This window comes from Hydrogenophaga sp. OTU3427 (assembly GCF_038440225.1).
GTDB lineage: Bacteria > Pseudomonadota > Gammaproteobacteria > Burkholderiales > Burkholderiaceae_C > Hydrogenophaga.
The window spans coordinates 45,035-57,544 of the sequence record NZ_JASATI010000018.1 but is presented as its reverse complement, the minus strand read 5'-3'; the positions used below and the strand labels follow the sequence as shown (position 1 = coordinate 57,544).

12 protein-coding genes are annotated in these 12,510 nt (G+C 67.4%); 11 read left to right on the top strand and 1 reads right to left on the bottom strand.

All coding sequences use genetic code 11. From position 1 onward, the window contains the following. Nucleotides 1-85 precede the first annotated feature (85 nt). The 9 genes from AAHB17_RS12435 to AAHB17_RS12395 all read left to right on the top strand — a co-directional run bounded on the left by AAHB17_RS12435 (nucleotide 86) and on the right by AAHB17_RS12395 (nucleotide 9,243). Nucleotides 86-1,804, top strand: coding sequence for an arylsulfatase (locus tag AAHB17_RS12435; RefSeq protein WP_342130905.1), 1,719 nt, complete (start codon nucleotides 86-88; stop codon nucleotides 1,802-1,804). Next, a complete protein-coding gene (locus tag AAHB17_RS12430; protein WP_446719593.1) occupies nucleotides 1,801-2,829 on the top strand; it encodes a formylglycine-generating enzyme family protein in 1,029 nt (342 codons plus the stop codon). Before AAHB17_RS12435 ends, AAHB17_RS12430 begins: the two co-directional genes overlap by 4 nt. A gap of 23 nt (nucleotides 2,830-2,852) precedes the next feature. Continuing rightward, a complete protein-coding gene (locus tag AAHB17_RS12425; RefSeq protein WP_342130903.1) occupies nucleotides 2,853-4,010 on the top strand; it encodes an MFS transporter in 1,158 nt (385 codons plus the stop codon). Continuing rightward, on the top strand, nucleotides 4,007-4,801 hold the full coding sequence (locus AAHB17_RS12420) for a cyclase family protein (protein ID WP_342130902.1): 795 nt from the start codon (nucleotides 4,007-4,009) through the stop codon (nucleotides 4,799-4,801). The genes AAHB17_RS12425 and AAHB17_RS12420 overlap by 4 nt, the downstream gene beginning before the upstream one ends. 2 nt (nucleotides 4,802-4,803) lie before the next feature. Continuing rightward, nucleotides 4,804-5,799 carry a Bug family tripartite tricarboxylate transporter substrate binding protein gene (locus AAHB17_RS12415; RefSeq protein ID WP_342130901.1) on the top strand — a complete coding sequence of 332 codons (996 nt, stop codon included), beginning with the start codon at nucleotides 4,804-4,806 and terminating at the stop codon, nucleotides 5,797-5,799. A 128-nt stretch (nucleotides 5,800-5,927) separates the two neighbouring features. Continuing rightward, on the top strand, nucleotides 5,928-6,506 hold the full coding sequence (locus tag AAHB17_RS12410; protein ID WP_342130900.1) for a cupin domain-containing protein: 579 nt from the start codon (nucleotides 5,928-5,930) through the stop codon (nucleotides 6,504-6,506). Next, a complete protein-coding gene (locus AAHB17_RS12405) occupies nucleotides 6,503-7,255 on the top strand; it encodes an SDR family NAD(P)-dependent oxidoreductase (RefSeq protein WP_342130899.1) in 753 nt (250 codons plus the stop codon). The genes AAHB17_RS12410 and AAHB17_RS12405 overlap by 4 nt, the downstream gene beginning before the upstream one ends. Nucleotides 7,256-7,271: 16 nt before the next feature. Then, on the top strand, nucleotides 7,272-8,255 hold the full coding sequence (locus tag AAHB17_RS12400) for a fumarylacetoacetate hydrolase family protein (protein WP_342130898.1): 984 nt from the start codon (nucleotides 7,272-7,274) through the stop codon (nucleotides 8,253-8,255). A 10-nt stretch (nucleotides 8,256-8,265) separates the two neighbouring features. Next, complete coding sequence (locus tag AAHB17_RS12395; RefSeq protein WP_342130897.1) at nucleotides 8,266-9,243, top strand: NAD-dependent epimerase/dehydratase family protein; 978 nt, start codon at nucleotides 8,266-8,268, stop codon at nucleotides 9,241-9,243. A 73-nt stretch (nucleotides 9,244-9,316) separates the two neighbouring features. Here the strand turns inward: AAHB17_RS12395 and AAHB17_RS12390 are convergent, their stop codons facing one another. After that, nucleotides 9,317-10,210, bottom strand: coding sequence for a LysR family transcriptional regulator (locus AAHB17_RS12390; RefSeq protein WP_342130896.1), 894 nt, complete (start codon nucleotides 10,208-10,210; stop codon nucleotides 9,317-9,319). Between the two features lie 150 nt (nucleotides 10,211-10,360). On the opposite strand from AAHB17_RS12390, the gene AAHB17_RS12385 reads away from it, so the two are divergent. Next, nucleotides 10,361-11,101: an enoyl-CoA hydratase/isomerase family protein gene (locus tag AAHB17_RS12385; RefSeq protein WP_342130895.1), complete on the top strand. Its 741-nt coding sequence runs from the start codon at nucleotides 10,361-10,363 to the stop codon at nucleotides 11,099-11,101. Continuing rightward, the gene (locus AAHB17_RS12380) at nucleotides 11,101-12,495 is read left to right on the top strand and encodes an FAD-binding oxidoreductase (protein WP_342130894.1); all 1,395 of its coding nucleotides are present in this window, start codon (nucleotides 11,101-11,103) and stop codon (nucleotides 12,493-12,495) included. The genes AAHB17_RS12385 and AAHB17_RS12380 overlap by 1 nt, the downstream gene beginning before the upstream one ends. Nucleotides 12,496-12,510: the final 15 nt, after the last annotated feature.

Below are 12,510 nucleotides of genomic sequence, written 5' to 3'. Positions count from 1 at the left end.
TCGGTACATGACGGCATTGGCGTTGGCTGTTGCGTTGTGCGCTTGCACCGCCCCCGGTGATCGCCAGTCCACCTCAGCCGCGGCGGTGGGCCAACGCCCGAACATCCTGGTGATCCTGGCCGACGATCTGGGCTATTCGGACCTGGGTGCCTTCGGCGGCGAGATTGCCACGCCCCAACTCGATGCCCTGGCCGCTGGCGGCCGCAGGTTGAGCAACTTCCACACCGCGGCGGTGTGCTCACCCACGCGCGCCAGCCTGATGACGGGCACCGACCACCACCTGGCAGAGATGGGCAACATGGCCGAGGTGGTGGGCATGAACATCACCGGCAACCGACCGATGCAAGCGCCCTGGGGCGCGGCCAACGGCATCGACTTCGACAGCGTCCCACCTGGCTACAGGGGCCACCTGAGCGCCAATGCCGTGGCGATGCCGGAACTGCTGCGCGATGCCGGATACCGCACCGCCATGGTGGGCAAATGGCATCTGGCCTATGAGGTCAAGGCGCCCGATGCGCAGGTGCGTACCTGGTACCGCATCAAGCCGGAGGCTTTGCCGCACGCGCGTGGCTTCGACAAGTCGTTTGCGCTGGTCAATGGCGGCGCCAGCCATTACGCACCACCCACGCCCCCGACACCCATGGATTTGGTGACCTATGCCGAGGATGGTGTTCTGCTGCCCGCGACCCAGTTGCCGGCGGACTTCTACTCGACCAAGGATTTCACCGACCGGTTGATTGGCTATATCGAAGGTGGACGTGGCAGCGGCAAGCCTTTTTTCGCCTACGCTGCCTACACCGCGCCACATTGGCCGCTGCAAGCACCAGAGGCCGACATTGCCGCGCAAAAGGGGCGCTATGACGCGGGCTACGAGGTGGTCCGCGCGCGCCGCATCGAGCGCATGCGGGCGCTGGGACTGATGCCGGCTGGCATGTTGCCCTTTGGCGGCGTGCCCAGTGTGGCTGAAGGCGGAACGGGACCCAAGCGCTGGAGTGAACTGAACGCCGGGGAACGTGCGAGCGAAGCGCGGTTGATGGAGGTCTATGCGGCCATGGTGGCCAACCTGGACGCCCACGTGGGTCGCCTGGTGCAGTACCTGAAAGACAGCGGCCAGTACGACAACACGCTGATCCTGTTCATGTCGGACAACGGCGCCGAAGGCGCGCCGCCTTATGCGCCACCCGTGCCTGGCACGCAGGTGGACAACACCCCGGCCAACATCGGGCGGCCTGGCTCCATGGTGGCTTACGGACCGCGCTGGGCCGAAGTGAGCGCGGCGCCGTTCCGCTTGTTCAAGGGCTTCGAGGGGGCCGAAGGTGGCACCAGCGCACCACTGATCATGAAGATGCCGCGCCAATCACGTGGGCTGCCGGACAGCCATGCCTGGATGCACGTGAGCGACGTGCTGCCGACGGTGCTGGAGGCGGCCAGGGTGGCCCAGCCCGGAGCCCACCACCAGGGGCGGTCGGTGCAGCCGATAGAGGGCTTGTCCATGTGGCCAGCCTTGCAATCGGTGGCGTCGCCTGTTCAGGTGGCAACGCGTGTGCATGCCAGTGAGCTGCTGGGCACAGGCTACGTTGTCCAGGGGCGCTGGAAACTGAGCCAGACACCGTTGCTGTCGCCGACGCCGGTGCGCCGCGCCGACGTGCCGTGGCGTCTGTACGACCTGCACACCGACCGAGGTGAGACGCAGGACCTTGCAGACCAGCACCCGGAGATCGTGGCGGCACTGAAGGCGCAATGGGACAGCTACGTGCGCCGCGCCGGTGTGCTTGAGCAGGCCCAGGCCTACAGCGGGCGATGAACCACGTGTGGCTTTCATTTGGGTGTGCTGTCGCCTTGGCGGTGGTGGGCGCGACCCATGGCTGGTGGGCGGCACAGGCCACCGTGCGCACCGAACAGCCTGTGCTCGGCAGCCGTTCCGCATGCGAACAGTTCAATGGGTTGCCGGCGGGCTTTGGCCCAGGATCACGCGCCGGCATGTTGCCTGTGCCAGCGGGCCGCTTCACGCCAGGCAGCACCAGCGGCTACCCCGACGAAGCGCCCAAAGGCGCCGTCAGCGTGAAGGACTTCTGGATGGACCGTACCGAGGTCACCAACGCACAGTTCGCCGCTTTTGTGGCGGCCACGGGCTATGTCACGGACGCCGAACGGGAGGGCACTGGGGTGGTTTTCAGCGCTCCGGCGCGGGGACGGCTGGTGGCGCCCAACAGCTGGTGGGCGCTGGTGGCAGGCGCAAGTTGGCGACACCCGGAAGGGCCGGGCAGCAACGCCGCCGATCACCCGCAGGCACCCGCCGTGCAGCTGAGCCGTGGCGACGCACAAGCCTATGCCCGCTGGTTGGGGCGAGAGCTGCCCAGCGAGGACGAGTGGGAATGGGCCGCACTGGGTGGAGGGGACCCGGAGCGCATCGAACGCGGGAATCGGGGCGCACATGAGCCGCGTGGCGTGGATGGCACGCCGACAGCGAACTACTGGCAAGGAAGTTTTCCCGACATCAACACCGGCGAGGACGGCCACGCCGGGCGAGCACCTGTGGGCTGTTACGTCGCCAACGGCTATGGCTTGCATGACCTGATCGGCAACGTCTGGGAGTGGACGCGCGATCCCTACCGGGGAGCGCGGATGGGCAGCCAAAGTGGTGATCCCGTCGCAGCGCGGGCCGGAGCGGGCGCAGCGCCGGGACCCGACATCGCGGTCATCAAGGGTGGTTCGTTCCTGTGCGCCCCCGATTTTTGCGTGCGTTACCGCGCCGCTGCACGTCACCCCCAGGAGGCGGATCTGGGGACTTCCCATGTGGGTTTTCGCACGGTGTTGCGAACGCCATGAATGAACCGATACGGAGACACACGATGACAACAACGGATTCAAAACGCGGGCGCGTCGCGCTGATGGTTGGCCACTGCGCCGGCATGGTCGACCTGGTGGCGCTGCCGGTCTGGGTCGGGACATTGGTGGCGCAGTACCGCTTCGACGCCCAGCAGGCCGGCTCACTCGCCTCACTGTTTCTGATCGGCGCGGTGCTGGCCAGCGTGACCCTGGCTTCACGCTTCCATCGTTTGAACGTCCGGGTGGTGGCGACCCTGGGTTTTGGCTTGGCCGCGCTGGTGTTTGGCGTGGCCTCCACGGCGCAGGACTTTGGGACCTTGGCTGTGTTGCACGCGCTGGGCGGCACGGCTTCGGGCGCGGCGCTGAGTGCGACCCACGGCACCATCGCCCGCAGCGGCAACCCGCACCGGTTGTTTGCCATCGTCGGCATGGCGCTGGCCGTGTTCGGCATTCTGTTCATGGGCGCCACGCCGCCACTGGTCGCTCGACTCGGCGGTCCGGTGCTGTTTCAGGTATTCGCGGTCGTGATGGCTGTGGCTGCACTGGCCGCCATGTTGGCGTTCCCGGTGCCGGACAACATGCGCTCACCGGCGCAATCCGCCGCGGCACGCGAGCCCCTCGCGGCCGCCGTGTGGTGTGGCATTGTCGGCATCGCCTGCATGGGTCTGGTGCAGGCGATGGCCTTCAGCTTCCTGGAGCGCGTGGGCAGCGACCGGGGTTTTGGCGCTGCTGCCATCACCGGCGTGCTGGTGGCGCTGGGCATCGTCAACCTGGCGCCGCCCGCGCTGGCTGCCTGGCTGGAAAAGCGCCTGGCCGCGCGCAACGTGTTGCTGTGTGGCGCCGCTGCACAGGCTTTGCTGGTGGCCGTGATCATGCTGTCCACCCAGTTCGCGCCTTACGCAGCGGCGGCCTCGGTGTTCGCCGCCGTGATGATCTTCACGCACACCTTCGCCTTCGGCCTCCTGGCCCAACTGGATCGAAGTGGCCGTGCGCTGGCCGCCACGCCCGCCATGTTGATGACGGGCGCCGCCATCGGTCCGGTGCTGGGCGGCACCCTGGTCAAGTCCTTGGGCTACAGCAGCCTGGTCGTGGCGGCTGTGCTCATCGCGGCGCTGGCACTGGTGTGCTTCTCACGCCTTCCTTCTCCCCATGCCGTTCAACGGCAAGAGGCCCTCACATGAAACGCAAGAACCGCCTGGTCGATCTGTCGATCTATCTCGAAAACGACGTGCTCTCCGACCCCCCGCCGCTGGCACCCAAGATCACCTACCAAAAGCACGCCGACACGCTGCCCGAGTTCATGGCCATGATTCCCGGTACACAACCCGAGGACTACCCGGACGGCGAGGCCGCTGCCGCCGAATGGGTGACGCTGACCACCCACAGTGGCACCCACCTCGACGCGCCCTGGCATTTCCACTCCACGCAAGACGCCAAGAACGGTGGCGCCCGCCCGTCCATCACCATCGACCAGGTGCCGCTGGAGTGGTGCTTCCAGCCTGGCGTCAAACTGGACTTCCGCCACTTCCCCGATGGATATGTGGCGACCGCTGCGGATGTGGAGGCCGAGCTGGCGCGCATCGGTCATGAGCTGGAGCCGCTGGACATCGTGGTGGTCAACACGCGGGCCGGCTCCCGCTATGGCCACAACGATTTTGTCAGCGCCGGCTGCGGCATGGGCTACGAGGCCACCATGTACCTGCTGGAGCGCGGCGTGCGCCTCACCGGCACCGATGCCTGGAGCTGGGACGCGCCCTTTGCCTACACCGCGCAGAAGGTGGCCGAGACCGGCAACAAGGCGCTGATCTGGGAAGGCCACAAGGCCGGCCGAGACATCGGCTACTGCCATCTGGAGAAGCTGCACAACCTGGAGGCGCTGCCAGCCCACGGCTTCACCATCAGTTGTTTCCCGCACAAGATTCGCGGGGCCAGCGCCGGCTGGACGCGCGCCGTTGCCATCTTTGAAGAATGACCATGACACATTCCATGCTTTCTCCTCAGCTGGCCGGTCGGCGCGCTGCTTTGCGCTGGGCCAGTGCCTTGGCCATGTCCGCTGTTTTTCCCGCGTTGCACGCCCAGCCGCGCTACCCCACGCGGCCCGTTCGCCTGATCGTTCCCTTTCCGGCCGGCACGTCGCCGGACGTGATCGCGCGGCTTTGGGGCGAACGCTTCGCCAAGCTCGCGGCCCAGCCGGTGGTGGTGGACAACCGGCCGGGCGCGGGCACCCTTATCGCGGCACAGGCCGCGGCGGCAGCGGCGCCCGATGGCCACACCCTGTTCTGGACCGTCAACAACACCTTCTCGATCAATCCGTTCATTTACAAGAAGCTGCCCTACAGCGCGGACGACTTCGTGCCGATCACGCGCATTCTCTCGGTGCCTTTTGTTCTGCTGGTGGCGGCCGATGCACCCTACAAGTCACTGGACGATCTGGTGCGTGCCGCCAAGGCCGAGCCCGGCAAGCTGACCTACGCCAGCGCTGGCGTGGGCACGTCGTTGCACGTGGTCATGGCCTACCTGCTCAACCAGGCCGGTATCCAGCTCACCCACGTGCCCTACAAGGACTACTACATCCCCGACCTGATCGCGGGCCGCATCGACGTGGCGCTGGATGCCAGCACCACCACCATCGGCCAGTTGAAGGGCGGCAAGCTGCGCGCGCTGGGCATCACCAGCGCGCAGCGCGTGGAAGCCTTGAAGGACATCCCGCCGATTGCGGAGCGTTACCCAGGCTTCGTCGGTGAATCCTGGCATGGTGTGTTCGCGTCAAAAGGCACACCGGACGCCATCGTCGAAACCGTGGTGGCCCATTCCCACCAGATCGTGCAATCGCCCGACTTCCGCGCCACCTTGAGTGGCTATGGCCTGGTGCCCGATGGCAGCACGCCCGCCGCGTTCAGGCGTTTCCTGGCCGAGGATGCCAAAGGCTGGGCGCGCGTGGTGCAAGACAACCACATCACCGTCGAATGACGCAGCCACCAGTTCGCTTGCCCTCGCGCCGCACCGCCTGGCCGGTCCTGCTGGCGCAGGGCCGAGAAGCCTTCAGAACCGCCGCGGTGTCGCTGCGCGCCGAACGCCCCTAGATTTCAGGAGATTCCATGTCATTCCCCCCGATTCACCGCGTCGTCACCGGCCACGATGCCGATGGACGCGCCATCGTCACGAGCAACGGCCCGCTGCCCAGCGTGATCGAAATCGCGGCTATCCCAGGCACCATCTTCCACGAGGTCTGGAGCACCGACGCCACACCCGCGCCAGTCAACAACGGGCCGGACCCCACGGTTGGCCCCATCGTGTTGCCTCCCCCGCGCCACGGCACGCGCATGCGCATCGTCGACATCCCGCCCGACACCGCAGACTACCTGGCCCATGGCGCGGCACGCATGCACGACGCCTTTGCGCAGATCGGTGACGCGCAGGCGTCCACCGTGAGGGCCGACTCACCCCACCCGCTGATGCACCGCACCGAGTCGGTCGACTACGGCATCGTCATCGAGGGCGAGATGACCCTGGTTCTGGATGAGGGTGAGGTCTTGCTCAAAGCCGGCAGCGTGGTCGTGCAGCGAGGGACCAACCATGCCTGGGCGAATCGCTCGGGCCAGCTCTGCCGGATGTTGTTTGTGCTGGTGGACGGTCAATACGACCCGGCCGTTGCCCAGGCCCTGGCCGCGCGATGAGTGCGGGTCTGTTCGACCTGTCGGGGCGCACGGCACTGGTGACGGGCGCCACGCAGGGACTGGGCCTGGCGATCGCGCAGGCCTTGGCCGGGCAGGGCGCGCGGGTGCTGGTGTCCGACCGCGATGCCGCTGCCTGCGCGCGTGTCGCGTCGTCCTTGCCCAACGCTTGCGGGATGGCAGCCGACCTGGCCGATCCGGCCGCTGTTGCCGCGCTGGCGGCAGAGGCGGGACCATGTGACGTCTTGGTCAGCAACGCAGGTGTTCAGGGGCCGGCCGGGCCGCTGGATGCCTGCACCGATGCCGACTGGCAGCAGGTGATGGAGATCAACCTGCGCAGCGCGGCACGCCTGTGCGGTCATCTGATTCCCGGCATGGCGGCGCGGGGTGGGGGCAGCGTGGTCCTGATGTCCAGCATCGCGGGCTTGCGAGGCAACCGGGCCATCGGCCTGTACGGCTTGTCCAAGGCCGCGCTCGCCCAACTGGCACGCAATCTCGCGGTGGCGTGGGGGCCGCAAGGGGTTCGGGTGAATGCCGTCTCCCCGGGCCTGATCCGCACGCCGCTGGCACAAGGGTTGTTGGCCGATGAGGGATTCATGGCCCGCCGGCTGCAGGCCACGCCTTTGCGGCGGGTCGGCGAGCCGCACGAAATCGCGGGCGTCGTTGCCATGCTTGCAAGCAGGGCAGGTGGCTTTGTCACCGGGCACAACCTTGTCGTCGATGGTGGGACGACCATCTCCGACGGCAACTGACTTTGAAAGAGCTTGTATGAAATTCGCCACCTTGAAAAACGGCAGCTTGGACGGGCAAATGGTGCTGGTATCTCGCGACGGCCGCCAGGCGGTTGCCGTGCCCGACCTGGCCGCCAACCTGCTGGAGGCACTGCAGGGCTGGAGCCAACTGGCGCCCTGCCTGCAGGCCCGGTATGACGCGCTGAACGCCGGTGGACTTGCGGCGGCGTTTGCCTTCGACCCCCGCGCCTGTGGGGCGCCGCTGCCGCGCAGCCCGCAGTGGCTGGACGCATCGGCCTTCCTGAACCACGGGCGCTTGATGGAACAGGCCTTCAACACACCACCGATACCCCACTTCGACACCATCCCGGTCATGTACCAGGGCGCGAGCGACGACTTCCTCGGACCACACGACGATGTGCCCTTGCCCAGCGAGCAGGACGGCATCGACTTCGAGGGCGAGTTCGGTGTGGTCTGCGACAACGTGCCCATGGGAGCCTCGCCCGAGCACGCACTGGCCGCCGTGCGGCTGATCGTGCAGATCAACGACTGGAGCCTGAGGGCCTTGGGGCCCCACGAGATGAAAACCGGCTTTGGCTTCCTGCAGGCCAAGCCGTCCACCGCGTTTGCTCCAGTGGCGGTCACCCCCGATGAACTGGACGGCGCCTGGCGCGATGGCCGGGTGCACATGCGGCTTGGGGTCCAGTGGAATGGTGAGCGGTTCGGTGAACCGCACGGTGGCGAGATGAATTTTTCTTTTGGGCAACTGGTGGCCCACGCCGCGCGCACGCGCCGCCTCACGGCCGGCACCATCGTGGGCTCCGGCACCGTGTCCAACCATTCGAGGGAAGCGGGTTCGGCCTGTGTGGCGGAGCGACGTGTGATCGAAAAAATCGACCTCGGTGAGATCCGCACGGGCTTCATGCGCTTTGGCGACCAGGTGCGCATGTCGGCCCGCTTCGACGATGGCCGTGACGGTCCCTTCGGTGCCATCGATCAGCGCGTGGTGGCGCAGGCCTGAGGTGGACCCCATGCATATCGTCATCACCGGCGCCTCGGGCTTTGTGGGCAGCGCATTGGTCGGGCGCCTGCTGGCCAGCGGCGTCTTGCGGGGGCGTGCCATCCAGCAGCTCACGTTGGTGGACCTGGACTTCGCCGCGCCGCTGCCCGCCGCGGCGGCCATTTCCGCGCCTGTGTCGGTGCGCACACTCGCGGGCGACATCGGCGACGCCGACTGGCTGGCCTCCGCCTTGGGCCATCAAGCCATCGATGTGGTGTTTCACCTGGCCAGCCTGCCAGGAGGCACGGCGGAGCAACATCCCCGCCGCGCCCGGCGTGTGAACCTGGATGCCACGCAGACACTGCTGGAGTTGGGGCAGGCGCAGGTGGAGCGTGGCGGACGGGCGCCGATTTTTGTGTTCGCCAGCTCCATCGCCGTGCTGGGGCGCATGCCGGCGCAGGTGACGGACGACACGCCAGCCCGGCCCCAGATGACCTATGGCGCACAAAAGCTCATCGGCGAAATCCTGGTGAGCGATTGCAGCCGGCGCGGCTGGATCGATGGCCGCGCCGTGCGCATTCCTGGCGTGCTGGCCCGGCCGCCGGCACCCACTGGCCAGCTGTCCGCGTTCCTGAGCGACATCATCCGCGAGCTGGCGGCGGGCCGGCCGTTCGTGTGCCCGGTGTCGGCGTCGGCCACGACCTGGGCCTCGTCCCTGCCCTGCTTGCTCGATCAACTGCTTCATGCCGCCACGCTGGTGCTGGACGGCAGCACGGCCAGCCGGGCGTGGACCTTGCCCGCGCTGCGTTTCTCCATGTACCAGCTGGTGGATGCCATTGCCGAAGTTCATGGCACCGCCGCGCACGGCCTGGTCCGTTATGACCCGGACGAACACATCGAAGCCCTGTTTGGCCGATTTCCGCCCTTGCGCACTGACCTCGCCGATGCCCTGGGCTTCACCCGTGACGATGGCCTCCAGGCGCTGGTCCGCCAGGCGTTCCAGCACTGAGGGGCACCCCATTTCCAAGGTTTAGGCTCCCCGCAGGGAGCTCTTTTTTTTGGAGAGTCGCCCTGGGTGTCCGTCACTTCAGGTGTTGGCATTGCTGGGCCACCGCGCGTGCGATGGCGTCGCGGACCAGGTGGATGGGGGCGCTGCTGGACGGTTGGCGCCGCACACCGATGTACAGCTCGTGGGGAATGGCCGGGGCGACGATGGGCACACACTTGACGCCCAGCACCTTGGCGATCGGCTGCACATAACCGGGGAAGACGGCGATGCCGGAGCCCACCGAGGCCATGGCGATGCCGGCGGTGGCGGTGGACTCCTGCACGTCGACCAGGTCGACCGAACGGCCCAGCGCCGCGCGCAGCTTGAGGTAGTTCGATGACTTGGTCATGAACAGGCTGTGGCCCGCCAGTTCGTGCCAGTCGAGTCGGCGGCGGCGTCCCAGGGGGTGGCCGCTGGCCAGATAGGCGAACCAGCGCGACGCGAACAGCAGCTGCGACTCCATGCCTTCGTCCAGGGGCAGGTTGACCCCGATGGCGATGTCCGCGGCACCGCTGGCGAAGGCGTCGACGATCCCGTTGGCCGCCACGTCCAGGGGTTGCAGGCGGATGTGGGGGAAGGACCGGTGTACGTCGATCAGCGCCTGTGTGAGCAGGGTGGCGATCACGGTCTGCGTGGTGGCGATGCGAACGACCGCATGGCCGGCGTGGATGTCGCGGGCGTAGCGCTCGGCCGCTTCCAGCTCCGACAGCACGCGTTGCGCGAACACCAGGTACCCGCGGCCGGCGTCGGTCAGGGCCAGGCGCCGCGTGGTGCGCTCCAGCACCCGGAAACCCACACATTCCTCCAGCTCGCGGATGGCCAGGCTCAGCGCGGCCGGCGTCACGTGCAGCGCCTGCGCGGCTTCCACGAAGCTGCCCAGGCGGACCACCGCGTCCAGGGCCTTGAGTTGTCGGATCTTGACTTGCATGAATCGGGGAGCGATAGCGCTTGTATTGTTATCTGTTTGCTTGTGAATCCTAAAGAATTTCTCGCTTTTTATTTTGAATGGACCGGCCTAGAGTGCGGGCTCCGCGCCACCTGTTGATGGCGCGGCCAGACAAGAAAGAGCGAGACACGGATGAGCGAAGGATCGGTGAGTTACCGCTCGCAAGCGGGTGTGGCCGTCATCACCCTCGAGCGGCCGCACAAGCGCAACGCCATGACCGCGCGCATGTGCGAGGAACTGAGGGCCGCGCTGGAGCGGCTGCGAGACGGCGAGGATCGTGTGGGCCTGCTGTGTGCCAGTGGCGACAGCTTCTGCGCGGGCGCCGATCTGACGGCGCCGCCAGAGCAGTTCTGGCGCGCGGTGCCGGACGTGGGCATCGTGGTCGGCAAGCCGCTGATCGCGGTGGTGCAAGGCCATGTGGTTGGCCTGGCGCTGGCCATCGTCGCCTATTGCGATCTCTGCGTGGCTTCCGACACCACACAGTTTCTGTACCCCGAGGCGCGCGTGGGTGTGTCCAAGGGACTGATTGCCGGCCTGGGCGTGCGGGTGCCACACAAGATCGCGATGGAGCTGATGCTGCTCGGCGGCCCGGTGTCGGCCGCCCGTGCCCATGATGTGGGTTTGGTCAACCGTGTCACGCCACACGGCGAGCAGATGGCGGTGGCGCTGGAGATGGCCGCCCAGCTGGCAAAGTCGGCGCCGCTGGTGCTGGCGCAGCTCAAGGAGCTGACCCTGGCCACGCTGCCCAGCAGCCCTTCGGAAACCATGTACCGCACGGGTGCCCTGGTGGACCGCGTGGTCCAGAGCGCCGACGCCCAGGAAGGCGTGCGCGCCTTCCGCGAGAAGCGTGCCCCCCAATTCACTGGATGCTGATGATGGACCGCCATGAACCGAGCGCCTTGCCCGAGGCCCTGCTGGACGAACTCCGGGCGCGTTTTGGCGATCGCTGCTCCACCGCCGCGGCGGTGCGCGAACAGCATGGACGCGGCGAGTCGCCGTTTCCCGCGACACCGCCCGATGTGGTGGTGTTTGCCGAGAACGAGGCCGAGGTGCAGGCCGTGCTGGCGCTGTGCAACACGCAGCGCGTCCCCGTCATCGCCTTCGGTGCCGGTTCGTCGCTCGAGGGGCAGTTGCTGGCCACGCGTGGCGGCGTTTGTCTGGACCTGTCCCGCATGAATCACATCGTGCGCATCGACGTCAGCGATTTCACCGCCACCGTGCAAGCGGGCGTGACCAAGGAGCAGCTCAACGCCGCCCTGCGCACCGAAGGCCTGTTTTTCCCGGTGGACCCGGGGGCACACGCCAGCCTGGGTGGCATGGCCGCTACCCGCGCTTCTGGCACCAACACCGTCCGCTACGGATCGATGCGCGAGAACGTGCTGGCCCTCACCGTGGTGATGTCGGACGGCCGGGTGGTCCACACCGGCACCCGGGCCGTCAAGTCCGCCGCGGGCTACGACCTGACCCGCCTGTTCGTGGGCTCCGAGGGCACGCTGGGCGTGATCACCGAAGTCACGCTGCGGCTGTTCCCGCTGCCCGAGTCGGTGTCGGCGGCGGTGATCACCTTCTCCGACGCGCACTCGGCGGTGAGCACGGTGATCGAGGCGATTCAGGCCGGGTTGCCGATCGCGCGCAGCGAGTACCTGTGCGCGCGTTCCATCCGCGCCATCAATACCGCCACGCCCGAGCTGGCCTTGCGCGAACGGCCCACGCTGTTCATGGAATTCCATGGCTCGCCGGCCTCGCTCGAAGAGCAGATCGGCCTGCTGAGCGAGATCGCGCAACAGCACGCGGGCGAGGACTTCCAGTGGGCCGAACGCCCCGAGGAGCGCACCCGGCTCTGGCAGGCCCGGCACCACGCCTACTACAGCTGCCGCCAGGTGCGGGCGGGCGCGCAGATCATCACCACCGACACCTGCGTGCCGCGCTCCCGTCTGGCCGAGTCGATCGAAGGCGCGGCCGCCATCATGGCCGACGCCCCCTTTCCCCACATGATCTTCGGCCATGTGGGTGACGGCAACTTCCACGTGCTGATGGTGGTCGACCCCGACAGCGAGGCGGAGCGCGACCGCGCCGAGGCGCTCAACGAGGCCATCGTGCACCTGGCCTTGTCCATGGGTGGCACCTGCACCGGGGAGCACGGCATCGGCTACCACAAGAAGGCCTTTCTGCTGCGCGAGACCGGCGCGCCGGCGGTCGATCTGATGCGGCAGATCAAGAGCGTGCTCGACCCCCACGGCATCCTCAACCCCGACAAGATTTTCTAGAGCGACGCCCCGCGC